General features: G+C 61.1%; 20 protein-coding genes. 13 read left to right on the top strand and 7 right to left on the bottom strand.

Going from position 1 to position 25,526, the window contains the following annotated elements:
• The first annotated feature begins 8 nt into the window (after window positions 1-8).
• Genes SC318_RS22965 through SC318_RS22955 form a run of 3 tightly spaced genes read left to right on the top strand, consistent with a single transcriptional unit; the run spans window position 9 to window position 3,699 of the window.
• Window positions 9-533, top strand: coding sequence for a (2Fe-2S)-binding protein (locus SC318_RS22965; protein WP_320428569.1), 525 nt, complete (start codon window positions 9-11; stop codon window positions 531-533).
• The gene (locus SC318_RS22960) at window positions 530-1,519 is read left to right on the top strand and encodes an FAD binding domain-containing protein (protein WP_320428568.1); all 990 of its coding nucleotides are present in this window, start codon (window positions 530-532) and stop codon (window positions 1,517-1,519) included. Before SC318_RS22965 ends, SC318_RS22960 begins: the two co-directional genes overlap by 4 nt.
• A complete protein-coding gene (locus SC318_RS22955; RefSeq protein WP_320428567.1) occupies window positions 1,516-3,699 on the top strand; it encodes a xanthine dehydrogenase family protein molybdopterin-binding subunit in 2,184 nt (727 codons plus the stop codon). The genes SC318_RS22960 and SC318_RS22955 overlap by 4 nt, the downstream gene beginning before the upstream one ends.
• Before the next feature lie 143 nt (window positions 3,700-3,842).
• Here the strand turns inward: SC318_RS22955 and SC318_RS22950 are convergent, their stop codons facing one another.
• Complete coding sequence (locus SC318_RS22950; protein ID WP_320428566.1) at window positions 3,843-5,093, bottom strand: MFS transporter; 1,251 nt, start codon at window positions 5,091-5,093, stop codon at window positions 3,843-3,845.
• A gap of 319 nt (window positions 5,094-5,412) precedes the next feature.
• Between SC318_RS22950 and SC318_RS22945 the strand changes: the two genes are divergently transcribed.
• The 3 genes from SC318_RS22945 to SC318_RS22935 are packed head-to-tail and all read left to right on the top strand — an operon-like array spanning window position 5,413 to window position 8,041.
• Entirely contained in the window at window positions 5,413-6,852 is a 1,440-nt protein-coding gene (locus SC318_RS22945) for a cytochrome ubiquinol oxidase subunit I (protein WP_320428565.1), read from the top strand.
• A 1-nt stretch (window position 6,853) separates the two neighbouring features.
• Window positions 6,854-7,861: a cytochrome d ubiquinol oxidase subunit II gene (gene cydB, locus SC318_RS22940; protein WP_320428564.1), complete on the top strand. Its 1,008-nt coding sequence runs from the start codon at window positions 6,854-6,856 to the stop codon at window positions 7,859-7,861.
• A gap of 12 nt (window positions 7,862-7,873) precedes the next feature.
• Complete coding sequence (locus SC318_RS22935; RefSeq protein WP_124388291.1) at window positions 7,874-8,041, top strand: DUF2474 domain-containing protein; 168 nt, start codon at window positions 7,874-7,876, stop codon at window positions 8,039-8,041.
• A gap of 125 nt (window positions 8,042-8,166) precedes the next feature.
• Here SC318_RS22935 and SC318_RS22930 read toward each other — a convergent pair whose 3' ends face one another.
• A complete protein-coding gene (locus tag SC318_RS22930; protein ID WP_320428563.1) occupies window positions 8,167-9,291 on the bottom strand; it encodes a methyltransferase in 1,125 nt (374 codons plus the stop codon).
• 142 nt (window positions 9,292-9,433) lie between these two features.
• A complete protein-coding gene (locus SC318_RS22925) occupies window positions 9,434-10,144 on the bottom strand; it encodes a helix-turn-helix transcriptional regulator (protein ID WP_306494704.1) in 711 nt (236 codons plus the stop codon).
• A gap of 427 nt (window positions 10,145-10,571) precedes the next feature.
• On the opposite strand from SC318_RS22925, the gene SC318_RS22920 reads away from it, so the two are divergent.
• Complete coding sequence (locus SC318_RS22920) at window positions 10,572-11,348, top strand: ferredoxin--NADP reductase (RefSeq protein ID WP_320428562.1); 777 nt, start codon at window positions 10,572-10,574, stop codon at window positions 11,346-11,348.
• Window positions 11,349-11,453: 105 nt separating this feature from the next.
• On the opposite strand, the gene mscL is transcribed toward SC318_RS22920, so the two are convergent.
• On the bottom strand, window positions 11,454-11,870 hold the full coding sequence (gene mscL / locus SC318_RS22915; protein ID WP_124388287.1) for a large-conductance mechanosensitive channel protein MscL: 417 nt from the start codon (window positions 11,868-11,870) through the stop codon (window positions 11,454-11,456).
• A gap of 286 nt (window positions 11,871-12,156) precedes the next feature.
• Between mscL and katB the strand changes: the two genes are divergently transcribed.
• The 3 genes from katB to radA all read left to right on the top strand — a co-directional run bounded on the left by katB (window position 12,157) and on the right by radA (window position 15,788).
• A complete protein-coding gene (katB, locus tag SC318_RS22910; protein ID WP_320428561.1) occupies window positions 12,157-13,698 on the top strand; it encodes a catalase KatB in 1,542 nt (513 codons plus the stop codon).
• A gap of 138 nt (window positions 13,699-13,836) precedes the next feature.
• Window positions 13,837-14,385 (top strand): ankyrin repeat domain-containing protein, encoded by a 549-nt coding sequence (locus SC318_RS22905; RefSeq protein ID WP_320428560.1) that lies wholly within the window; start codon window positions 13,837-13,839, stop codon window positions 14,383-14,385.
• A gap of 35 nt (window positions 14,386-14,420) precedes the next feature.
• The gene (gene radA, locus SC318_RS22900; RefSeq protein WP_032884669.1) at window positions 14,421-15,788 is read left to right on the top strand and encodes a DNA repair protein RadA; all 1,368 of its coding nucleotides are present in this window, start codon (window positions 14,421-14,423) and stop codon (window positions 15,786-15,788) included.
• A 126-nt stretch (window positions 15,789-15,914) separates the two neighbouring features.
• On the opposite strand, the gene SC318_RS22895 is transcribed toward radA, so the two are convergent.
• Window positions 15,915-16,283: a PilZ domain-containing protein gene (locus tag SC318_RS22895; protein WP_320428559.1), complete on the bottom strand. Its 369-nt coding sequence runs from the start codon at window positions 16,281-16,283 to the stop codon at window positions 15,915-15,917.
• Between the two features lie 173 nt (window positions 16,284-16,456).
• On the opposite strand from SC318_RS22895, the gene SC318_RS22890 reads away from it, so the two are divergent.
• From SC318_RS22890 to yjiA, 3 genes are all read left to right on the top strand, one after another.
• Window positions 16,457-18,523 (top strand): carbon starvation CstA family protein, encoded by a 2,067-nt coding sequence (locus SC318_RS22890; protein ID WP_124388283.1) that lies wholly within the window; start codon window positions 16,457-16,459, stop codon window positions 18,521-18,523.
• 15 nt (window positions 18,524-18,538) lie between these two features.
• Window positions 18,539-18,736, top strand: a complete 198-nt coding sequence (locus tag SC318_RS22885) for a YbdD/YjiX family protein (protein WP_003176208.1) — start codon at window positions 18,539-18,541, stop codon at window positions 18,734-18,736.
• A gap of 157 nt (window positions 18,737-18,893) precedes the next feature.
• The gene (gene yjiA, locus SC318_RS22880) at window positions 18,894-19,868 is read left to right on the top strand and encodes a GTPase (RefSeq protein ID WP_320428558.1); all 975 of its coding nucleotides are present in this window, start codon (window positions 18,894-18,896) and stop codon (window positions 19,866-19,868) included.
• Window positions 19,869-20,039: 171 nt separating this feature from the next.
• Here yjiA and glyA read toward each other — a convergent pair whose 3' ends face one another.
• Complete coding sequence (gene glyA / locus SC318_RS22875; protein ID WP_320428557.1) at window positions 20,040-21,293, bottom strand: serine hydroxymethyltransferase; 1,254 nt, start codon at window positions 21,291-21,293, stop codon at window positions 20,040-20,042.
• A 231-nt stretch (window positions 21,294-21,524) separates the two neighbouring features.
• Complete coding sequence (locus SC318_RS22870; RefSeq protein WP_320428556.1) at window positions 21,525-25,376, bottom strand: sensor domain-containing protein; 3,852 nt, start codon at window positions 25,374-25,376, stop codon at window positions 21,525-21,527.
• Window positions 25,377-25,526: the final 150 nt, after the last annotated feature.

Genomic DNA, 25,526 nt, shown 5'->3' with positions numbered 1-25,526 from the left:
AGGTGTTTATGAGCGCGACCCCCAATGGCGCAGCGGCCCAGCCGTTCGTTGCCCACCCGATACGCTTGACCCTGAATGGCCAGGATCGCCAATTGAGTGTGTTGCCCTGGACCACCTTGCTCGACTTGCTGCGTGAACAGTTGGACCTGGTCGGCAGCAAAAAAGGCTGCGACCACGGCCAATGCGGCGCTTGCACCGTCTTGCGCGACGGCAAACGCGTAAACGCCTGCCTGACCCTGGCCGTGATGTGCGACGGCAGCGAGCTGACCACCATCGAAGGCCTGGCCGACGGCGACCAGCTGCACCCGATGCAGCAAGCCTTTATCAAGCACGACGCCTTCCAGTGCGGCTACTGCACCCCCGGCCAGATCTGTTCGGCTGTCGGCCTGGCCAACGAAGGCCGCGCCCACGATAGCGCACAAATCCAGGAATTGATGAGCGGCAACCTGTGCCGCTGCGGTGCCTACAACAATATCCGCGCGGCGGTTGAAGAAGCATTGCCGGCCTGCAGCAACCTGGGAGGCAAACGATGAACCCCTTCCATTACAGCAAACCGGCCGATGTGCACGAAGCCGTGCATTTGAGCAGCGCGGCATCGCGTTTCATTGCCGGGGGCACCAACCTGTTGGACCTGATGAAAGAGAACATCAGCCGCCCCGAGCACCTGATCGATATCACTGGGTTGCCGCTCAATGCCATCGAAGAAACCGCCGAAGGCGGCCTGCGCATCGGCGCGCTGGTGAGCAATGCCGACCTGGCGTGGCACCCGCTCATCGAGCAACGCTACCCGTTGCTGTCCCAGGCCATTCTTGCCGGGGCCTCGCCGCAGTTGCGCAACATGGCCAGTACCGGTGGCAACCTGCTGCAACGCACCCGTTGCTACTACTTTTATGACGCCACGGTGCCGTGCAACAAGCGCGAGCCCGGCAGCGGCTGCCCGGCGCGCACCGGCTTGAACCGCATCCATGCGATCCTCGGCGCCAGCGAGCAGTGCGTCGCCACCCATCCCTCGGACATGTGCGTGGCCCTGGCGGCGCTGGAGGCGCGGGTGCATGTCGAAGGGCGCGGCGGGGCGCGGGTGATCGAGTTTGCCGACTTCCACCGCCTGCCCGGGGATGCGCCGCAACGCGACAACCAGTTGGCCGACGACGAGCTGATCACCGCCATTGAATTGCCCGCCGACAACCTGGCCCGCCACAGCCATTACCTGAAAATCCGCGACCGTGCTTCCTATGCCTTCGCGCTGGTGTCGGTTGCCGCTGCCCTTGAGCTGGACGGCGACGAGATCATCGACGCCCGCCTGGCCCTCGGCGGTGTGGCCCACAAACCCTGGCGCGACCGCGCGGTGGAGGCTTCGCTGATAGGCCGCACGGTCAGCCGCGAAACCTTCAGTGACGCCGCCGAAGCCCTGCTGCAAGATGCCGAGCCGCTGCAATACAACGGTTTCAAGATCAAGCTGGCGCGCCGCGCAGTCATTCGTGCACTGAGCGACGCTGCGGTCGCAGGAGAACAGCCATGAGCGCCGTCGGCAAACCCCTGGACCGTGTCGACGGTCTGCTCAAGGTCACCGGCCAAGCGCGCTATGCCGGTGAATTTCCCGAGGACGGCCTGCTGCATGGCAGCGTGGTGTCGAGCACGATCGCCAAAGGTCGGGTCATTCGCATCGATGCCTCCCGGGCCCTGGCGCTGCCGGGCGTGGTGGCGGTGATCGATCATCTCAACCGCCCGAAAATCGCCAGCTATGACGATGCCTTCGCCGATGCGGACGCCGCCGACGGTTCGCCGTTTCGTCCGCTGTACAACGACCGCGTGCTCTACAGCGGCCAACCCCTGGCCCTGGTGCTGGCCGATAACCTGGAATTGGCGCGGCATGCCGGCTCGCTGGTCGACATCGAATACGCGGCCGAAGCCTTCGAAACGGACCTGATCACCCAGCAGGAACTGGCCCACCCTTCGCCCCAGACACCGCCCGGACCGCGTGGCAACTTCCAGGCCGAGTGGGCCGGTGCCGCCATCAGCCTCGACTTGCACTACAGCACGCCCATCGAACACCACAACCCGATGGAGCCTCACGCCAGTACCGTGCTGTACCAGCCCGACGGCACCCTGCATATCCACGACAAGACCCAGGGCCCGCAGAACTGCCAGGCCTATGTGCAAAAAGTGTTCGGCCTGGACAAAAGCCAGGTGCGCGTCTTCGCCGCGTTCGTCGGTGGCGCCTTTGGTTCAGGCCTGCGCCCGCAGTACCAACTGCCGCTGGCGGTGATGGCCTCGCTGGCGCTTAAACGCTCGGTGCGCGTGACCCTGACCCGCCAGCAGATGTTCACTTTCGGCTACCGCCCGCGCACCCTGCAGCGCTTGCAAATGGGCGCCGCCGCCAATGGGCGCCTGCTGGCCCTGGGGCACACCGCGGTTGGCCAGACCTCACGCTTCGAGGATTTCAGCGAACACGTGGTGGAATGGAGCGGCATGCTCTACCACTGCGATAACGTGCAGTTGACCTACAAACTGGTGCCGCTGGACGTCTACACCCCGCTGGACATGCGCGCCCCCGGCGCCGCCCTGGGCGTGCTGGGCCTTGAGTGTGCGATGGACGAACTGGCCTGTGCGCTGGCCATCGACCCGGTGCAACTGCGCCTGATCAACTACGCCGAGCGTAACCAGAACGAAGACAAACCCTGGTCAAGCAAAGCCCTGCGCGAGTGTTACAGCGAAGGCGCCGAGCGTTTTGGCTGGAGCCAGCGCAACCCCGAACCGCGCAGCATGCGCGATGGTCGCCAGTTGATCGGCTGGGGCATGGCCGGTGGCGTGTGGGAAGCCATGCAGATGAAAGCCAGCGCCAGGGCGCGCATCGATACACAGGGCAAACTCACCGTCAGCAGCGCCACCACTGATATCGGCACGGGCACTTACACCGTGATGACCCAGATCGCCGCTCAGGCCAGTGGCGTGGCGATGGCTGACGTCAGCTTTCTGCTGGGCGATTCATCCTTGCCCACGGCGCCGCTGCAGGGCGGCTCGTTTACCGTGTCTTCCGTCGGCACCGCCGTGCAACAGGCCTGTGAGGCGCTCAATGCCAAGCTGCTGGCGACCGCTCGGCAGGTGTATCCGGTGTTCAAGGATGCTCAAACCGTTCGGTTCGAAGGCGGCCAGTTGCATACCGGCGACGTGAGTGTGTCGTTGGCCCAGTTGGTCAAGGACAGCGGTGAAGACGCGCTGGAGGTGCAGGTCGACAGCGAGCCCGACAAGAAGCGCGAAGGCTATGCCACCGCCACCCACTCGGCGGTATTCGTCGAAGTACGGGTGGATGAGGACCTTGGCACCATCAAGGTCAGCCGCGTGGTCAGCGCGATTGCGGCCGGGCGCGTGGTTAACCCGAAAATGGCGCGCAGCCAGATCCTCGGCGGGGTGGTGTGGGGCATTGGCATGGCGCTGCACGAAGAGACCCAGATTGACCATCAGCTGGGCCGCTATATGAACCACAGCCTGGCCGAGTATCACGTCCCGGTGAACGCCGATATCGGTGAGATTGATGTGGTGTTTGTCGAAGAGCACGACGAAGTGGTCAATGCGCTGGGGTCCAAGGGCGTCGGCGAAATCGGCATTGTCGGGGTTGCGGCAGCGGTGGCGAACGCGATTTATCACGCCACCGGCAAGCGGGTAAGGGAATTTCCGATCACCCTCGACAAGGTGCTCTGACCCAGTTCTTCCAAACCCATGGAGATCTAAATGTGGGAGGGGGCTTGCCCCCGATGGCTGAGTTTCAGTCCAAGCATAAGCAAACTGATCCACCGCTATCGGGGGCAAGCCCCCTCCCACATTTGCTCTGTGCCAAGCTCAGGTTATGCGGTGGGCTTCAGCCCAGGTTCTTCCACCGGCACATGCATGCGGTCTCGATTGGCCAGGGTCGGGAACAGCTTGATCCACACCCCGGTCACCACCAGCGTACCAATCCCGCCCATGACCACGGCGGGCACGGTGCCGAACCAATGGGCGGTGATTCCCGATTCGAACTCACCCAGTTGATTGGACGCCCCGATAAACAAGCCGTTGACCGCACTCACCCGGCCGCGCATCTCGTCCGGCGTTTCCAGCTGCACGAACGACGCACGTATCACCATGCTGATCATGTCCGCCGCGCCCAGCACCACCAGCACCGCCAGGGAGAACCAGAACGATGTCGACAGCCCGAACGCGATGGTCGCCACGCCGAACACACCCACTGCCGTGAACATCACGCGGCCGACTTTGCGGTCCACCGCATAGCGCGCCAGCCACAGCGACATCAGCAGCGCCCCCACCGCCGGTGCCGAACGCAACAGGCCCAGGCCCCAGGCGCCGGTCAACAGGATGTCCTTGGCGAACACCGGCAGTAACGCCGTGGCGCCGCCCAGCAGCACGGCGAACAGGTCCAGGGAAATCGCGCCGAGGATGTCCGGTCGGCTGCGGATAAAGCGAATCCCTGCCAGCAGCGAGTCCAGGGTGGCCTTGCCTTTGTTCAGCGGCGTCTGGCGGGCTGGCAGGTTCAAGGTCAGCACGCAGGCGATCAGGTACAGCGCCACGGTGGGGCCGTACACCCAGACGCTGCCGAATGCATAGAGCAAACCGCCGAGGCCCGGGGCGACGATGGTCGCCAATTGCTGCGCCGATTGCGACGAGGCCACGGCTCGCGGGAACAGCGCGCTGGGCACGATGCTCGGCAGCAGGGCCTGGGTGGTGGGCATTTCGAATGAGCGCGCGGCGCCCAGCAGGAAGGCGAGGATGAAGATCATCTCGCGGGTCACGCTGCCGGTCAGGCCGCCGATGGCCAAAGACAGGGCGATCAGCGCCTGTACGGTCTGGCAGATGGCGGCGACTTTACGCCGCTCATAGCGATCGGCCACATGCCCGGTGTGCAGCATGAACAGCACGCGCGGCACGAACTCCACCAGGCCGACCAACCCCAGGTCCAGTACATTTCCGGTCAGTTGGTAAAGGTTCCAGCCGATGGCCACGGTCAGCATCTGGAAGCCGCTGGCGGTAAAGATCCGCGCGAGCCAGAACGCGATGAAAGGGCGGTGATGACGTAACAGCAACGCGGGTTCGCTAGGCATTGGGAGTACTGGTCGGGGCCGAAAGGAACGGCGAGATTAGCATTGTGTTGTAACAAAGAGTTGCAATAACCGAGGTGAGGCAGGCTGTCACGCGGCAAAAGACCACATAACCGGACATCGGAAATGGGACTACTCTTTCAACAATGCTTGATCCAGATCAAACCCTGTACCGGGATTGTTCTGGCGGCCGAAAGGCCAGATTCCCTGCGTGACGGGTAAAAAAAGAAACGAATTGAAATTCGCCACACTCCATATCCCGTGGGGGCAGTGGGTGCAGGCTCCTAGCCCGCAGCCGGTATTACCTGACAGAGGAAGACTTATGTTCGGTTTGGAGGCGCTAGATCTCGCCCGAATTCAATTTGCGTTCACCATCTCGTTTCACATCCTGTTCCCGGCGATCACCATCGGCCTGGCCAGTTACCTTGCGGTGCTGGAGGGCTTGTGGCTCAAGACCCGCAACGACACCTACCGTGACCTCTACCATTTCTGGTCGAAGATCTTTGCCGTCAACTTCGGCATGGGGGTGGTCTCCGGCCTGGTCATGGCCTATCAGTTCGGCACCAACTGGAGCCGGTTCTCGGACTTCGCCGGCGCCGTCACCGGGCCGTTGCTGACGTACGAAGTGCTCACGGCGTTCTTCCTGGAGGCAGGTTTCCTCGGCGTGATGCTGTTCGGCTGGAACAAGGTGGGGCGCAACCTGCACTTCTTCTCCACCGTGATGGTGGCCATCGGTACGCTGATCTCGACCTTCTGGATCCTCTCGTCCAATAGCTGGATGCAGACGCCACAAGGCTTTGAAATTGTCGATGGCCGAGTGATTCCCACCGATTGGTTCGCCGTGGTCTTCAACCCATCGTTCCCCTATCGCCTGGCGCACATGGCCACCGCGGCCTTCGTCGCCACAGCGTTCTTTGTCGGCTCGTCGGCGGCCTGGCACCTGCTGCGCGGCAAGGACAACCCGGCGATCCGCAAAATGCTCTCGATGGCAATGTGGATGGCGTTGATCGTTGCGCCTATCCAGGCGGTGATCGGCGACTTCCACGGGCTTAATACCCTGAAGCATCAACCGGCAAAAATCGCTGCGATTGAGGGGCACTGGGAAAACATCGGCAACGAGCCCACGCCGCTGATCCTGTTCGGCTGGCCGGACATGAAAGCCGAAAAGACCAAGTACGCGGTGGAAATCCCCTATTTGGGCAGCCTGATCCTGACCCACTCGCTGGATAAACAGGTGCCGGCGCTCAAGGAGTTCCCGCCTGAAGACCGGCCTAATTCGACCGTGGTGTTCTGGTCGTTCCGGGTCATGGTCGGCCTGGGCTTTTTGATGATCTTCACCGGCTTGTTCAGCCTGTGGTTGCGCCGGGGCGGCAAGATGTACACGTCCAGGCCGTTCCTCTACCTGGCACTGTGGATGGGGCCGTCGGGTCTGATCGCAATCCTCGCCGGCTGGTTCACCACCGAAATCGGGCGCCAGCCGTGGGTGGTCTACGGGCTGATGCGTACGGCGGATGCGTCCTCCGGGCATAGCCTGGCGCAGATGACCATCACCCTGGTGCTGTTCGTGGTGGTGTACTTCGCGCTGTTTGGCGCGGGCCTGGGTTACATGATGCGTCTGGTGCGCAAAGGACCTGTGATTCACATGGCCACTGAACCGGCCCATGGTGGCCCGGGGCAGAAACGCACACCGGCCCGTCCGCTCTCCGCTGCCGATGATGGCACCGGCAACGAGCACGACGACATCCAGCAAAAGGGGAATTGAGATGGGCATTGATCTTCCGCTGATCTGGGCTGTGATCATTATTTTCGGGATCATGATGTACGTGGTCATGGACGGCTTCGACCTGGGCATCGGCATCCTGTTTCCGTTCGTGCAGGGCAAGACCGACCGCGACGTGATGATGAACACCGTGGCGCCGGTGTGGGACGGCAACGAAACCTGGCTGGTATTGGGCGGTGCCGGATTGTTCGGCGCGTTCCCGCTGGCCTATTCGGTGGTGCTGTCGGCGTTGTACCTGCCGCTGATCCTGATGCTGATCGGGCTGATCTTTCGGGGCGTGGCCTTCGAGTTCCGCTTCAAGGCCAAGGACCACAAGCGTCACCTGTGGGACAAGGCGTTTATCGGCGGTTCACTGACAGCCACGTTCTTCCAGGGCGTGGCGCTGGGGGCGTTTATCGACGGGATTCCGGTGGTGAACCGCCAGTTTGCGGGTGGCTCGCTGGACTGGCTCACACCGTTCACGATGTTCTGCGGCGTGGCCTTGATCGTGGCGTATGCCTTGCTCGGCTGCACCTGGCTGATCATGAAGACCGAAGGCAAGTTGCAGGAGCAGATGCATAACATCGCGCGACCGCTGGCCTTCGTGGTGCTGGCCGTGATCGGTATCGTCAGTATCTGGACACCGCTGACCCACCCGGAAATCGCCTCGCGCTGGTTCACCCTGCCAAACCTGCTGTGGTTCCTGCCAGTGCCGGTGCTGGTGCTGGTGACCATGTACGGGCTGATCCGCGCCGTGGCACGCAATGCGCACTACACGCCGTTCCTGCTGACGCTGGTATTGATCTTCCTGGGTTACAGCGGCCTGGGGATCAGCCTGTGGCCGAACATCATCCCACCGTCGGTATCGATCTGGGACGCCGCCGCACCGCCGCAAAGCCAGGGCTTTATGCTGGTGGGCACCTTGTTCATCATCCCGTTGATCCTGGTGTACACCTTCTGGAGCTACTACGTGTTCCGGGGCAAGGTCACCCATGAAGACGGTTATCACTAGGAGGGTCGCGACATGCCGGGCAAACCTTCGTTGCACGACATCGAACAGGCCGAGAAACAGCCGCTGTGGCGGCGCCTTGGATGGCTGGCGATGATCTGGACCGGCAGTGTGCTGGCCCTGTTCATCGTCGCCAGCCTGATGCGCATGTTCATGAATGCGGCAGGCCTGACCACCCATTGATATCCCGAGCCGGGCTTTTGTAGGAGCGAGCTTGCTCGCGAAGAACTCAGGGCACCGCGTTCATTCGGAATGGACGCGTTGCCTGGGTGTTTTTCGCGAGCAAGCTCGCTCCTACAACGGGTTTTTTATTTGCGGGCCTTGAGAATGACGAACTTGGGCGTGGCCGCCACTTGCTCGACGCCGCGGAACAGGCGCGCCAATTTGCTGTGGTAACCCAGGTGACGGTTACCGACGATATACAGCGCGCCGCCCACCACCAGGGCTTCCCGCGCCTGCTGGAACATGCGCCAGGCGAGAAAGTCGCCCACCACCTGCTGCTGGTGGAAAGGCGGGTTGCACAGCACCACGTCCAGCGACTGCGCTTCCTGGCCGGCCAGGCCGTCGCCGGCACGCACGATCATCTCGCGTTGCCCCAGGGCGGCCTGCCAGTTCTCGCTGGCCGACTGCACCGCCATGAACGACTCATCCACCAGTGTGTACTGCGCGTCGGGGTTTTGCAGTGCGCTGGCAATCGCCAATACACCGTTGCCGCAGCCCAGGTCCGCCACGCGGGCGCTGCCCAGGTTGCTCGGCAGGTGCGGCAGGAAAGCACGCGTGCCGATGTCCAGGCCTTCGCGGCAGAACACGTTGGCATGGTTAAGCAATTCAATGGCCGGCGTATCCAGCGTGTAGCGGGTAGGGTAGGGCGATACGGGCGCAGGGCGATCCGCAACGGTGGCGATCAGCAGCCGTGCCTTCTTGACCGCGAGGCTGGCGTGCATCGGCCCGATATAGCGCTCGAGCAGCTCACCGGCGGCGCGTGGCAAGTGTTTGACCATCGCCCCGGCGATCACTTCGGCGCCTGGCGCCAACTGCCCGTGCAGCCGGATCAGTTGCTCTTCCAGCAGTGCCAGGGTTTTCGGCACGCGCAGCAGCACCCGATCGAAAGGCCCGACCAGTACCTGACTGGCGGGTACGAACGGCACCGCATCAAACGCCTTGCCGTTGCGCACCAGGTTTTTCTCCAGGCCTTGGGCGGCGAGGAATGAGTCGCCGCTGGAGATCACCTGCACCTGGCCTTCAAGGCTCGCCGCGAGGGCGCCGAAGCTGTCATTGAGTACCAGCACACGGGTTGCCGGGTTGGGTTGCTGGCTGGCGAGGTGGCTGAGCAGATACTCGTCGGCGGCATCGAAGGCTTGCAGCGGGTCATTGTGTTGCTCGGGCTGACGAATCAAATCGAGCTGGGCGAAGGGGCTGTCAAGCAGGGGCATGGCGGGGGAGGCTCTGGGTAATCGACGGAACCGTCTGAGTGAACGGCGAGGCAACCTCTGAAAGGGCAGCATCAACACTCAGAATTGGCCGTAAATGTTACTTTTTTTTGACCGCGATTACATGCGGTGTTTCTTGCGGTGGTTAAAACAGCCCTGCCTTGGAGGCGCTGAGCACGGCCTGGATTTTATTGTGCACCCCCAATTTCTTGAAGGTACTGCTGATATGAAAGCCTACGGTGCGCTCGGACAAACAGAGAATGGCGGCGATTTCGGAGGCGGTCTTGCCCATGGCGGACCATTTGAGCACTTCCGTTTCCCGGGCGGTCAACTTGCTGGGCGCGCTGACTTGGGTTTCATCGGCGTATTTTTTCGCAACAACCGCATGCATCGCGTGGCAGAGCCACAACACTTGCCCGGCTTTTTCGTAAAGCTCTTCAGGGCTGACCTCGCCTTTACCACGCGTCAGCGTCAGCATGCTGAACACACCCTGGAAGTCATGGACCGCTTGGGTCCAGCCTAAGTGCGCGCCAAACGACTGGGCCAATTCCCACAATTGAGGGGTATCACTGAAAGTTTTTTTGTTCCAGAGAATGGGCAGTACACTATTTTTACACTGGGACACCACAGGATCTACATCGAAGAAATGCGCTTGCTTGTAAATAGTTCTCCATTCATTTGGATGGTTACTAAGATGAATGGGTTCTGTTTGGTTGCTGTGCGCTTGGGAGCTCATCGTAAATGAGCAATATTGGAATCCCAACTCGTAGGTGTGATTGACGACCATTTCAAACACGCTGGTGATTTCGCTCTCGCCTTCCAGCTTGGGCAGCCGTGTGTTGCGCCATTTGACCATCGCACAGTCTCCATAGGTGTTTCCTGACTTGGTTACTTCCGGATCCCAAGGTTGCTCGAAAACCAAGTGTAGGATAAGTCGTACGAGCGAGCGGGAAAAAAATTCAATCGTTAGTAGGTTCTTAGCCTTCTCCGGTGTATCAGGGCTAAGCGTTTTCAGGAGCCAACGAAGTAGTGCTTGCGTTTTCAACAGGTTATCGGTGGTATCAAAGTGATATATTTCGAGCGTTCAGCTTCAACTTTTAGCGTATTTCGAATTCGTTAATAGCAAAATGTTTAGTTCGAAGTTGAGGCGGCGCTATTCGCCACTTTTGTCACAACACTGACACAGTCGCCGTCTTGGGTTTATGCAATGCCAGTACAAATCAGCGGTGTTTGCGCGGCCTGCTTTGAGCGACACTAAGCCCCTGTGCAAAACGGAGCCACCCATGACGGCCAGTGCTGAAAAATTTACCCGCCAGACCCTGCTCGACGTGCAATCGTTGACGCCCAGCCTCTTCACCCTGCGCACCACCCGCGATTCCGGTTTTCGTTTCACCGCCGGCCAGTTCGTGCGCCTGGGCGTCACCAAGGCGGATGGCAGTACGGTGTGGCGCGCTTATTCCATCGTGTCGTCGCCGTTTGACGAGCACCTCGATTTCTTTTCCATTGTCGTGCCGGGGGGGGAGTTCACCAGTGAGTTGAGCCGCCTGAAGGTGGGCGATACGTTGCTGGTAGAGCGTCAGGCCACCGGTTTCCTGACCCTGAACCGCTTTGTGGACGGGCGGGACTTGTGGATGCTGGGCACCGGTACCGGCGTGGCGCCTTTCCTGTCGATCCTGCAGGATTTCGAGGTATGGGAGAAGTTCGAGCGTATCGTCCTGGTGTACAGCGCTCGCGAGGCCAAGGAACTGGCGTACCAGTCGCTGATCACTGAACTGGGCACGCGTGAACACCTGGCTGAATATGCCCACAAGCTGACCTACATCCCTATTGTCACGCGTGAGCGGAATCCGGGCGCGCTGAACGGGCGCATCACCACGTTGATCGAGAACGGCGAGCTGGAGCGTGCTGCCGGCGTCGCGCTGACCCCGGAGCACTCCCGCGTGCTGATTTGCGGCAACCCTCAAATGGTCGATGACACCCGGCAGTTGCTCAAGCAGCGCGACCTGCAGCTGAGCCTGAGCCGGCGCCCGGGCCAGGTGGCGGTGGAAAACTACTGGTGAGAAAGCCTTACGAGCTAAGGCCTGTCAGGCAAACGCCGTACTTGTGGTGAGGGAGCAAGCTCCCTCGCCACAGGTCACTTCGCGTTGCTGCTTCTAATCCGCTGGTCAGAGCGGTTTGTCATGCTGTGCCTTGAGCAGATCGCGGATCTCGCCCAACAACACCTCTTCCTTCGTCGGCGTCGGCGGCAGGCTCGGCGCTACGGCCTCTTCGCGTTTGAGGCGGTTGATCGCCTTCACGCCCATGAAGATGGCGAACGCAACGATCACGAAGTCGATCACGCTCTGGATGAATTTGCCGTAGGCCAGCACGACCGCCGGGACATCGCCTTGGGCGGCTTTGAGCGTGATGGCCAGGTCACCGAAATCCACGCCACCGATCAACAGGCCTATCGGCGGCATCACCACATCCCCTACAAACGAGGAAACAATTTTGCCGAAAGCGGCGCCGATGATAATACCGACGGCCATGTCGACCACATTACCTTTGACCGCGAAGGCCTTGAATTCACTGATCACGCCCATAAGTTATTCCTTGTTACAGATGAGAAGGGTGGAGGTCAGTGTAAGTCAGTCGTAGCAGGCTTGCGCGACACAACCGTTAACACTGTTGGTTGTTATCGACACATTAAATCGCAATTAGTTTGCAAAGTGCCACCAATCGCGCGCGAAATACGCAGAATTTCAGTGGGTTACCACATGTTTTTCTCAATCGGGCCTGTGGCGTTTTTCTATTTATCTTCTGACCCGCAGGTCACTAGCCTCTGGCAAGCACAACTGAATGTGCACTAAAAAACCAGAGGAAACCTCGATGAACAGTTCAATCAACCGCAGGCCGGTGTCGGCGCGTCAGGCGTTGGCGTTGGTGACCGCCAGCCTGCTGACCCTCTCCGTGCAAGCCGCCAACCTGACCCGTGATAACGGTGCCAACGTTGGGGATAACCAGAATTCGCAGACGGCCGGTGCCAATGGCCCGGTGCTGCTGCAGGATGTTCAACTGATCCAGAAGCTGCAGCGCTTTGACCGCGAACGCATCCCGGAGCGTGTGGTTCACGCACGCGGCACGGGCGCCCATGGCACCTTCACCGTGACCGACAACCTCAGCGACCTGACCAAGGCCAAGGTGTTTGCAGCAGGTGAAGCCACGCCGGTGTTCGTGCGCTTCTCGGCCGTGGTCCACGGTAACCACTCCCCGGAAACCCTGCGCGACCCGCGTGGCTTCGCCACCAAGTTCTACACCGCCGAAGGCAACTGGGACCTGGTCGGTAACAACTTCCCAACCTTCTTCATCCGCGATGCCATCAAGTTCCCCGACATGGTGCACGCCTTCAAACCGGACCCGCGCACTAACCTGGACGACGACTCGCGTCGTTTCGACTTCTTCTCCCATGTTCCAGAGTCCACTCGCACCCTGACCGAGTTGTATTCGGACTCCGGTACGCCGGCCAGTTATCGGGAAATGGACGGCAATGGCGTACATGCCTACAAGTTGATCAACGCCAAGGGCGAAGTGCACTACGTCAAGTTCCACTGGAAGAGCCTGCAAGGCATCAAGAATCTTGATCCCAAGCAAGTGACCGAAGTGCAGGGGCGTGACTACAGCCACATGACCAATGACTTGGTCACCCATATCAACAAGGGCGACTTCCCCAAGTGGGACTTGTATGTGCAAGTGCTGAAGCCTGAAGACTTGGCCAAGTTTGATTTCGACCCGTTGGACGCGACCAAGATCTGGCCAAATGTACCCGAGCGCAAAGTTGGGCAAATGGTGCTCAACCGCAACCCGGCCAATGTGTTCCAAGAGACCGAGCAAGTAGCGATGGCGCCGGCCAACCTGGTGCCGGGTATCGAACCGTCGGAAGACCGCCTGCTGCAAGGTCGAGTGTTCTCCTATGCGGACACGCAAATGTACCGCCTGGGCGCCAACGCGCTGCAACTGCCGATCAATGCGCCACGGGTGGCCGTCAACAACGGCAACCAGGACGGTGCGATGAACTTCGGCAAGACCACCACCGGCGTGAACTACCAGCCAAGCCGCCTGTTGCCACGTGAAGAGCCGCAAGCTGCGCGCTACAGCCAGTCGCCGCTGTCTGGCAGTACCCAGCAGGTGAAGATCCAGCGTGAGCAGAACTTCAAGCAGGCCGGTGACCTGTATCGCTCCTACAGCAAGAAAGAGCGTCAGAACCTGATCGACAACTTCGGCGGCTCGCTGGCGACCACCGATGACGAAAGCAAGCACATCATCCTCTCGTTCCTCTACAAGGCCGACCCGGAATACGGCACCGGCGTGGCCAAGGTAGCCAAGGGCGACTTGGCACGTGTGAAGGCATTGGCTGAAAAACTGAGCGACTAACCGCGCCCACCTGTAGGAGCGAGCTTGCTCGCGAAGAACTCAAAGGCAACGCATTTATCCAGGATGCACGCGTTATCGTTGACGTTTTTCGCGAGCAAGCTCGCGCCTACAAGGGGATCTTTCTCAAGGATTTTGATCATGCGTACGTTCATATGGGTACTGCTGGCCTGCTGTTCGTTCAGTGCGCTGGCCGAACAACCCCCATCCAATGACCCTGGTGCGCTCAAGGCGCAGCTTCAGGACTATTATTTCGACGCCGCCCGTCGTGGCGATCTCGACATGCTCAACACTTTCATTGAATCGGGCTACGCCCTGAATACTCAGGACGACAAGGGCTACACCGCGTTGATCCTGGCCGCGTACCACGGTGAAAGCGCCTACGTGGAGCGCTTGCTCGCCGCCGGTGCCGACGCGTGCGTGCAAGACAAGCGCGGCAACACTGCGCTGATGGGCGCCATCTTCAAAGGCGAACTGAAAATTGCCCAGCGCCTGCTGGCCACCGACTGCAACCCCGACCAGCGCAACGGCGCGGGGCAGACCGCCGCCATGTACGCCGGGCTGTTCAAGCGTGTCGAACTGCTCGGCGAGCTCAAGGCCAAAGGCGCCGATCTCAACGCCGAAGACCCCATCGGTAACAGTGCTTCACGTTTGGCCAATGGCGAAATCCGGACCCCGGCGCCGCGCTGAGCTATCATCGCGGTTTTTCGGTTGGAGGTTCTCAAATGGCAAAGGCCAAGCGCATGTACGGCTGCACGGAGTGCGGCGCGACCTTTCCCAAATGGGCAGGCCAGTGCGGCGAGTGCGGTGCGTGGAACACCCTGACTGAAACCATGATTGAGAGCGGTGGCGCCGCTGCCCCCACCGGCCGCGCCGGCTGGACCGGGCAACAGGCGCAGATCAAGACCCTGGCCGAAGTCAGCGTCGAAGAGATCCCGCGCTTCTCCACCGCCTCCGGTGAGCTGGACCGGGTATTGGGCGGTGGCCTGGTGGACGGCTCGGTCGTACTGATCGGCGGTGACCCGGGCATCGGTAAATCCACGATCCTGCTGCAAACCCTGTGCAGCATTGCCAGCCGCATGCCGGCGCTGTACGTCACTGGTGAGGAGTCGCAGCAGCAAGTGGCGATGCGCGCCCGCCGCCTGGGCTTGCCCCAGGACCAACTGCGGGTCATGACCGAAACCTGTATTGAAAGCATCATCGCCACGGCACGCATCGAAAAGCCGAAGGTCATGGTGATCGACTCGATCCAGACGATTTTCACCGAGCAACTGCAGTCGGCCCCTGGCGGCGTCTCTCAGGTGCGTGAAAGTGCCGCGCTGCTGGTGCGCTATGCCAAGCAGAGCGGTACGGCGATCTTCCTGGTCGGCCACGTGACCAAGGAAGGCGCGCTGGCCGGGCCGCGCGTGCTGGAGCACATGGTGGACACCGTGCTGTATTTCGAAGGCGAATCCGACGGCCGCCTGCGGTTGTTGCGGGCGGTGAAAAACCGCTTTGGCGCGGTGAACGAGTTGGGTGTGTTTGCCATGACTGACCGGGGGCTCAAAGAAGTCTCCAACCCGTCGGCGATTTTTCTCACCCGCGCCCAGGAAGAAGTCCCCGGCAGTGTGGTGATGGCGACCTGGGAAGGCACCCGGCCGATGCTGGTGGAAGTCCAGGCGCTGGTGGATGACAGCCACCTGGCCAACCCGCGACGGGTCACCCTCGGCCTGGATCAGAACCGCCTGGCCATGCTGCTGGCGGTGTTGCACCGCCATGGCGGGATTCCGACGCACGATCAGGACGTGTTCCTCAACGTGGTCGGCGGGGTCAAGGTGCTGGAGACCGCGTCCGATCTGGCGTTGATGGCGGCGGTGATGTCCAGCCTGCGCAACCGGCCGCTGCCCCATGACCTGCTGGTGTTTGGCGAGGTGGGGCTGTCCGGCGAGGTGCGCCCGGTGCCCAGTGGCCAGGAGCGCTTGAAAGAGGCGGCCAAGCATGGCTTCAAACGCGCGATTGTGCCCAAGGGTAATGCCCCCAAGGAGATGCCGCCGGGGTTGCAGGTGATCGGCGTGACGCGCCTGGAACAGGCTCTGGATGCGCTGTTCGAGTAGTGCCAACACCACAAAACCAATGTGGGAGGAGGCTTGCCCCCGATAGCAGTGTGTCAGGCACTTATAGGCCTCTGATACACAGCCATCGGGGGCAAGCCCCCTCCCACAGTTGATCTGTGTTGGTGTTTAGATTTCCAGCAATGCCGCTAACTCGCGGTGCAGTTCCTCTTCATCACCCAGGTTCAATTCGATCAACCGCCGCAGATGGCTGATTGATTCCAGATCGATGTGTTGGCACACAAAGCCCAACTGATCATGCTCTTCATGGGTCAGGCGCACCTGCATCTTTATGTGGGCCTTCGGGTCCAGACGTATATCGACGTCGAACGGCAGCGCTTTATTGCCTATCCAGTCTTCGGGCCGCTTGGCCAATAAACCCTTGAGCGACAAATCCACCAACTGCACCGGCCATTCATGTCCGTTTTGCCGAAGCTCGGTCTTGGCATCAAAGGCAATCCGGCGAAAACGGCGGCGGTCAGACGCTTGCTCGGTCATGGTGAAATCCTCTGTGAATACACGGATTGTAGCCCTACGCCATCATTCGGCATTTATTTCTGCTTTTTTTGCACCGGCAAGGCTCTAGACCAACGTAGGGGGGTGGCCTTTAAGGCCAACAGCGCTAAACTCGGGCTGGCTGTCCTTCTGTCCACCCTGGCTGGAATATAAAAATGAAAAATAATAATAGCCTGCTACGCCATCTACCCTGGCTGGTGCTGGCAATTGTAGGAGCGTGCGCCCTTGGCGTAGTGGCCTTGCGCCGCGGCGAGGCGATCAACGCCTTGTGGATCGTGGTCGCTGCAGTGGCCATCTACCTGGTCGCGTACCGTTACTACAGCCTGTTCATCGCCAATAACGTGATGCAACTGGATCCACGGCGGGCCACCCCCGCAGTGATCAACAACGACGGTCTGGACTATGTGCCGACCAACAAACACATCCTTTTCGGTCACCACTTTGCGGCGATTGCCGGCGCAGGCCCGTTGGTCGGCCCGGTGTTGGCGGCGCAGATGGGTTATCTGCCAGGCACGCTGTGGCTGATTGCCGGCGTGGTGCTGGCCGGTGCAGTGCAGGATTTCATGATCCTGTTCCTGTCCACCCGGCGTAACGGCCGTTCCCTGGGCGACATGGTCCGCGAAGAAATGGGCCGCATTCCCGGAACCATTGCGCTGTTTGGCTGCTTCCTGATCATGATCATCATCCTCGCGGTGCTGGCGCTGATCGTGGTCAAGGCCCTGGCGGAGAGCCCCTGGGGTATCTTCACGGTGATGGCGACCATTCCGATCGCGATGTTCATGGGCGTCTACATGCGCTACATCCGTCCGGGTCGTATCGGTGAAATCTCGATCATCGGCGTGCTGTTGCTGCTGGGTTCGATCTGGCTGGGCGGGCAGATTGCCGCTGACCCGGTCTGGGCCAAGGCCTTCACCTTCACCGGGATTCAGATCACCTGGATGCTGATCGGCTACGGTTTCGTGGCGGCGGTGCTGCCGGTGTGGCTGATCCTGGCACCGCGTGACTACCTGTCGACCTTCCTGAAAATCGGCACCATCATCGCCCTGGCGATTGGCATCCTGGTCACCATGCCCGACCTGAAAATGCCGGCGCTGACCCAGTTCATCGACGGCACCGGCCCGGTATGGAAAGGCGGCCTGTTCCCGTTCCTGTTCATCACCATCGCCTGCGGCGCGGTCTCCGGCTTCCATGCGCTGATCTCCTCGGGCACCACGCCCAAGCTGCTGGCCAGCGAAAGCCACGCCCGTTACATCGGTTACGGCGGCATGCTGATGGAGTCATTCGTGGCGATCATGGCGATGGTTGCCGCGTCGGTGATCGAGCCGGGCGTGTACTTCGCCATGAACAGCCCGGCGGCGATTGTCGGTAGCGACGTCGTGACCGTGGCGCAGACCGTCAGCAGCTGGGGTTTTGCAATTACCCCCGAAGCGCTGTCGGCGGTGGCCCACGACATCGGTGAAACCACCATCCTGGCACGTGCCGGCGGTGCACCGACCCTGGCGGTCGGTATCGCGCAGATCCTGCACAGTGTGCTGCCGGGTGAAAACACCATGGCGTTCTGGTACCACTTTGCGATTCTGTTCGAAGCGCTGTTCATCCTGACGGCAGTTGACGCCGGTACCCGTGCCGGTCGCTTCATGCTGCAAGACCTGCTCGGCTCCTTCGTGCCGTCGCTCAAGCGCACCGAATCCTGGACCGCCAACCTGATCGCCACCGCCGGTTGTGTGGCCATGTGGGGTTACCTGCTGTACCAGGGCGTGATCGATCCACTGGGTGGCATCAACACCTTGTGGCCGCTGTTCGGCATCTCCAACCAGATGCTGGCGGGTATCGCGCTGATGCTGGCCACGGTTGTGCTGATCAAGATGAAGCGCCAGCGCTACATCTGGGTGACCATGCTGCCAGCGGTCTGGCTGCTGATCTGCACCACCACCGCAGGCTTTATCAAGCTGTTCGACGCCAATCCGGCGATCGGCTTCCTGTCGCTGGCCAAGAAATACAGCGATGCCCTGGCCAATGGCCAGATCCTGGCCCCGGCCAAGAGCATCGATCAGATGCAGCACGTGATCTACAACGCCTACACCAACGCAACGCTGACGGCGCTGTTCCTGTTCGTGGTGTTCAGCATCCTGTTCTATGCGCTCAAGGTCGGCGTTGCCGCCTGGGGCAACAAAGAGCGTACGGATAAAGAAGCCCCGTTCCAGGCAGTACCGGACGCATAAACGAGGATTGCCAGCATGTTCAATGACATCAGTCGCCTCGGTAAATACCTCGGTCAGGCCGCGCGCCTGATGGTCGGCATGCCCGACTACGACACGTACGTCGAGCATATGCAAACCAAGCACCCGGACAAGCCGATGATGGACTACAAGGCGTTCTTCCGGGAACGCCAGGAAGCCCGTTACGGCGGCAAGGGTGGGCCCAAGTGCTGCTGACCCGTTAATTCGGGCTGGCGGTGATCCCCATGTGGGAGGGGGCTTGCTCCCGATAGCGGTGTGTCAGTGACACATAAGTGCCTGACACACTGCTATCGGGGGCAAGCCCCCTCCCACATTTGTTTTGTGTTTCTTCAGCTAATAAGGAGAACTGTTTTTGTCCTCTCCCATTCCTGTCACCGTACTGAGCGGCTTTCTTGGAGCCGGCAAGACCACCTTGCTGCGTCATCTGCTCAAGGCCGAACACGGCTTGAAGATCGCCGTGATCGAAAACGAATTCAGTGACGCCGGTATCGACAGCCAACTGCTGGGGGCTGAGCCGGTACAGGTCATGACCCTCTCCAACGGCTGCGTGTGCTGCACCATCCACACCGATTTGACCAAGGCCCTCTACCTGCTCCTTGAGCGCCTGGACAGTGGCGAGATCGCTTTCGACCGCCTGGTGATCGAATGCACCGGCCTGGCGGACCCCTCCCCGGTGGCGCAGACATTTTTCATCGACGAGGAACTGCGCGAGCGCTACATCCTCGACGGCATTATTACCCTGGTGGACGCGGCTCACGCCGAGCATCACCTGACCCAGACCATCGCCCAGGCCCAGATCGGCTTTGCCGACCGCCTGTTGGTGAGCAAGCGAGACCTGGTGGACGACGCCACCTTCGACGCCCTCAGCGAACGCCTGACCCGCATCAACCGCCGCGCACCGATTCGGGTGGTGGACCATGGCGCCATCGACCTGGCCGAACTGCTCGACGTGCGTGGCTTCAACCTCAACGCCGGCATGAGCCTGCGCCCGGTCAGCGCCGCGCCGTCCATCGACCGCATCTCCAGCCTGGTGCTGCGCACCGACCAGCCGCTGGATATCGACCGCCTCAGTGCGTTCATGAACGAACTGCTGGAAGACCACGGCAAGCAATTGCTGCGCTACAAAGGCGTGCTGAACATCGCCGGGGAAGACCGGCGCCTGGTGTTCCAGGGCGTGCTGAAGCTCTACGGTTTCGACTGGGATACCGAATGGGCCGAGGGTGAGGCGCGCGAGAGCGTGATTGTGTTTATTGCCGATGATTTGCCGGAAGACAAGATCCGCGAAGGGTTCGCCAAGGTCCACCAATCCGGAGCTGAAATACAGTAAAAATGTGGGAGGGGGCTTGCCCCCGATGACAGTGTGCCAGGCACTTATCTACTACTGACCCACCGCTATCGGGAGCAAGCCCCCTCCCACAATGGACTGCATTTCACATTCAAAAAACAGGCATAAAAAAGCCCGGCTCAAGAGCCGGGCTTTTTATTCAAGCAACTGCCATCAAGCGCCGTACACCGGCAGCTTCTTGCAGATAGCCTTGACCTTCTCACGTACCGCGTCGATCACGGATTCGTTGTTCAGGTCGGCCAGGATGTCGCAGATCCAGCCGGCCAGTTCCTTGCACTCTGCTTCCTTGAAGCCACGCGTGGTCACAGCCGGGGTGCCGAAGCGCAGGCCGGAGGTGACGAACGGCGAACGTGGGTCGTTCGGCACGGAGTTCTTGTTCACGGTGATGAAGGCTTTGCCCAGGGCCGCGTCAGCATCTTTACCGGAAATGTCCTGCTTGATCAGCGACAGCAGGAACAGGTGGTTTTCTGTGCCGCCGGACACCACGTCAAAACCGCGTTCGATGAACACGTCGGCCATGGCCTTGGCGTTCTTCACCACTTGCTGCTGGTAGGTCTTGAACTCAGGCTGCAGCGCTTCCTTGAAGCAGATCGCCTTGGCAGCGATCACGTGCTCCAGCGGGCCACCCTGGGCGCCCGGGAATACCGCGGAGTTCAGCTTCTTCTCGATCTCGGCGTTGGCGCGCGCCAGGATCAGGCCGCCACGAGGACCGCGCAGGGTCTTGTGGGTGGTGGTGGTAACCACGTCAGCGTAAGGCACCGGGTTCGGGTAGACGCCAGCCGCGACCAGACCGGCTACGTGGGCCATGTCGACGAACAGGTAGGCGCCAACCTTGTCAGCGATTTCGCGGAAGCGTGGGAAGTCCAGGATCTGCGAGTAGGCAGAGAAACCGGCCACGATCATTTTTGGCTTGTGCTCGACCGCCAGGCGCTCGACTTCGTCGTAGTCGATCAGGCCGTTGGCGTCGATGCCGTATTGAACGGCGTTGTACAGCTTGCCGGAGGAGGAAACGCTGGCGCCGTGGGTCAGGTGACCGCCGTGGGCCAGGCTCATGCCCAGAATGGTGTCGCCGCCTTGCAGCAGGGCCAGGTACACCGCGCTGTTGGCTTGGGAACCGGCGTGCGGCTGGACGTTGGCGTAATCGGCGCCGAACAGCTCTTTTGCACGGTCAATGGCCAACTGCTCAACCACGTCGACGTATTCGCAACCACCGTAGTAGCGCTTGCCTGGGTAGCCTTCGGCGTACTTGTTGGTCAGAACCGAACCTTGAGCCTCCATCACCGCAGGGCTGGTGTAGTTTTCCGAAGCGATCAGCTCAATGTGCTCTTCCTGGCGCACGGCTTCTTGCTCCATGGCGGCGAAGAGATCGGCGTCGTACTTGGCAATAGTCAAATCACGGCTGAACATGGCGGTCCTCAAGGATCGGGGGCAGAAAAGGAGGGCATTCTAACCCAATGGGTTTTAGATGGCATATGAAAGGACATCATGTCGCGGACAAGCGGGGCTCATCCAGGGGTGGGCGGTGGCTGTGCCGGCCCTATCGGGGGCAAGCCCCCTCCCACAGTTGAAGGTGTTCACAGGTCAAAAAGGTGGGAGGGGGCTTGCCCCCGATAAGGCCATAAGCCCCACCACAAGACCTCAATCAAACATGAACAACGCATCATTGCTGAACTGCGCCTCGAACCGATTCGCCGGCATCGGCCGCCCGAACAGGTAACCCTGCACTTCATCGCAGCCATGCTCGCGCAGGAAGTCCAGTTGCTCGTGGGTTTCCACGCCCTCGGCGATCACCGCCAGGTTCAGGCTGTGGGCCATGGCGATGATGGCGCGGGCGATCTGCGCATCCTGCTCGCCCGATGGCAGGCCATCGACGAAGGTGCGGTCGATCTTCAATACGTCGATGGGGAATTGCTTGAGGTAGTTGAGCGACGAATAACCGGTGCCGAAGTCGTCCACCGCAATGCTCAGTCCCAGGTTTTTCAGGCTGGCGAGGATCTGCAGGGCTTCGTTGACTTCGCGCATCAGGATGCTTTCGGTCAGCTCCAGCTCCAGGCACGCCGGCGGCAGGCCGGTGTCCTTGAGGATGGTGGCGATGCGCGTGCCCAACTGCCCGTCGGAGAACTGCCGCGCCGAGATGTTGACCGAGACTTTCGGCACCCGCACCTTGTTCTGGTGCCAGGTCTTGAGCTGGCGACAGGCTTCGCTGATCACCCAGTCGCCCACGTCCACCACCAGCCCCAACTCTTCGAGTACCGGAATGAAATCCCCCGGCGGCACCAGGCCTCGGCGCGGGTGGCGCCAGCGCAGCAGGGCTTCGGCGCCGGTCAGGCGTTTGCCGTCGCCGCTGAACTGCGGCTGGTAATAGAGCACGAACTCGTCTTGTTCCAGGGCGTGGCGCAGGTCGCTTTCAAGCTCCAGGCGCTCCAGGGCGCTGGCGTTCATGTCGGCCTGGTAGAACTGGAAGTTGTTCTTGCCGCGTTCCTTGGCGTGATACATCGCCGTATCGGCGTTCTTCATCAACTGGCTCAGCTCGTTACCGTCCTGGGGGCTCAGGGCGATACCGATACTGGCGGTCACAAAAAACTCGCGGCCCTCCAGCACAAAGGGTTTCACCAGGCTGGCCAGAATCTGCTCGGCCACGGTGATTGCACGGTTGAGCGCCATGTCGCGGCTCACGCGCGGCTGCAACAGCAAGGTGAACTCATCGCCGCCCATGCGCGCGACGGTGTCGTCTTCGGCCACGCAACCGAGCAGGCGCGTGGCCATCTCCTTGAGCATACGGTCGCCGGCGGCGTGGCCGAGGGAGTCGTTGATCGGCTTGAAACGGTCAAGGTCGAGAAACATCAGCACCACCCACGACTTCTGCCGCTCGGCCGACTGCAGCGCGGTATGCAGGCGATCCTGGAACAGGGTGCGGTTGGGCAGGTGGGTCAGGGCGTCGTAATACGCCAGGCGGTGGATGCGCTGTTCGCTGGCCTTGCGCTCGCTGATGTCGCTGAAGAAACACACGTAGCTGGCCAGGTCGCCTTCATCGTCGAACACCGCCGTGATGCCGACCCAGGCCGGGTAGTGCTCGCCGTTAAGCCGCTTGAGCCACACTTCGCCTTCCCAGGTGGTGTGCTGGTGCAGTTGCTTGAGTATGTAGCGCAGGTGAGCTTCTTGCTGCTCGTCGACGGTGAGCATGTTCGGCAACTGGTCGAGTACATCGCTTACGGCGTAACCGCTGACCCGGCTGAAGGCCTCGTTGGCCTGCACAATATAGCCGGCCGGGTCGGTGATCAGAATGGCCGAGGTAGAGTGTTCAAACACCGTGGCCGCCATGCGCAGGTCTTTTTCGGCGCGGCGTTGCTGGCTGATATCCCGGCCCACGCCAAGGATGCCCTCGAACGCGCCGTGTTCGTCCCACACCAGCACCACCCGCAGTTCGATGGGCACTTTGCGCCCATCGGCGCGCAGGCAGTCGAACAGAAACAGTTGGGTCTGCACTTCATCGCGCAGATTGTTCAACGCCTCGGGATTGCCCACGGCGCGGCTGACCTGTTCCATCAGCGCATAAATACCGGTGAGCTGCTGCGGGTTGGCAATGATGGACTGCCAGCCGTTCTTGAACACCCAGTCCACGTCGTACCCGAGCACGGCGTTGACCGATGGGCTGACGTAGTTGAGGGCCAGTCGGCTGTCGGTGGAGCAGATGACGTCACTGATGCTTTCGGCCAGCATGCGGTAGCGCTGTTCGCTGTCGCGCAGGGATTCGCTGGCCTCGATCTGATCGGTGATGTCCTTGGCCACGCCGATGATGCGGGTGACCACGGTCGAGGTGTCCCTGGCCAGGGCCTGTTCGCGGATATCGAAGCGTCGCCACTGGTTGTTGCGGTGCCGAAAGCGCAGCTGGCAGTGCAGTTGGGTCGCGTATCCCGTCTGGCGCTGCTGCTGACGCGAGTCGTGGTAATGCTCGGCGTCTTCGGGGTGCAGCAGGATTTCCCAGAAGTACTCGCCCATTTGTTGCAGTTCGGCCTTGTTGTAGCCGAGGGTATGGCCCAGGTGATGGTTGCTGAAAATCATGCGCTGGCTGATCACGTCCTGCACATACAGGTGGTCGGGCACGGTGCGGACCACGTCCGACCAGAAACTCTCGCGCTCCACCAGCGACAGCTCGATCAGCTTGCGACTGGTGATGTCGCTGATGCTGAGGATCACCGCCCGCACGTCATCCTGCTGTTCCGGCAGACGCATGACGAGCCACAGGTATTGTTCATTGCCCGCCACATCGTTGAGCTGGATTTCCAGTTCCAGCTGTTTTTGCCGGGTCATTACGGCTTCCAGCACCTGCTGACCGATCGACGTGGCGTTGTGTGGGCCATCGTCGATCAGGCGCTCCCAGGCTTGTTCGCAGGAGCCCACGTTCAACAGGCGCACCGCCATCTGGTTGACCTCGGTGACGCGCAATTCCTTGAGCAGCTTGCGACGCTCAGTGGGGTTGGCCCGCAGCCATGCCTGTGACTGTTCGCGGTTCTGCGCCGGGGTCTTGTCGCAGAACGCCTTCACCCCCGAGAGGTCGAGTACGCACAAGGCCACGCCGGTACCTTCGAAAATATCCTGGTAACGTCGCCGGCCTTCATGCACCTGGCGCTGGCGACGGCGCATGTTCAGAAGCGCAATCACCGGAACCAGCGAAAAGGCCAGGCCCAGCAGGCATTTGCCGATAAACGCCGGCAGCAGTTGTTCCAGCACCGCGCTGCGGTCGAACAGCCCGCGCAGTTGCCAGTCGCTCTTGCTCAAGGGCGTGACCAGCACACTTTGGTTCAATTCGTCCGGGGTCAACGCGCTGGTCCACTGGGCCGGCATGCCGTTGTCACGGCTGACCACACGTTGATTCAGGCGGTTCTCGATGGCCCACATCGGGCGCTGGCCCTGGGCATCCTGGCGCGTCAGGTTGGCCAGGTAGGTAGGTGCCAGGCGCAGCGCCCAGTACATCTTCGAGCCACCGCTGGGCTGGTGCAGCAACAGGTAGATCACGGTGCCGTCGCTGTCGTTGCTCAGGTAATAGGTTTGGGCGTGACTGCGCTTGACCAGGTCTTCGAGCAGGGCGCTGTCCTGGCTATCGTTGGCGGTGTCGCTGATCAGCGCGCCGCTGGGGGCGAGCAGGGCGAAGCTGCGCAGTTCGGGTAATGAACGTTGCAATGTGCGCATCAGCGCCTGTTCTTGCTCGGCGTTGCGCGGCGGCTCGACGATCGGCAGCAGGTTCAAGGCGATCTGCGCGCTCAAGGCCATGTTCTGGCTGATCTGCTCGGCCAGGTCGGCGCTGTAGTCGATGGTGTATTGCTGCTGGTCTTTCTGGTTCTGCTGCAACTGGTCGAGCAACTGCCAGAACAATAACGCGAGCAACATCAGCACGAGCGTCGCCAACGCGCCTTTGAGGGTGCCGTGCAGGGGCGCTCCCGGCGCTATATGAGCGGCGCGCAAGGGAGTTGGCGGCGTGACTTTGGACAAGCTGTGATCCTGCGGTTTGGCTGGACTGGCGCGCGACGTGCACTATAAGCCGGACGCCCGAAGGGCGGCTAGCATGCCTTGAGTTGTGGCAAAGTGCCAGTCCTGCCTTGCAGACGCTGACCAAGGGCATGCATGCCCGGTCTAGAGGGG

The organism is Pseudomonas sp. MUP55 (assembly GCF_034043515.1).
In the GTDB taxonomy this organism is placed as follows: domain Bacteria; phylum Pseudomonadota; class Gammaproteobacteria; order Pseudomonadales; family Pseudomonadaceae; genus Aquipseudomonas.
The sequence above is the reverse complement of the archived record's forward strand: the minus strand, read 5'-3'. Positions and strand labels throughout refer to the sequence as shown.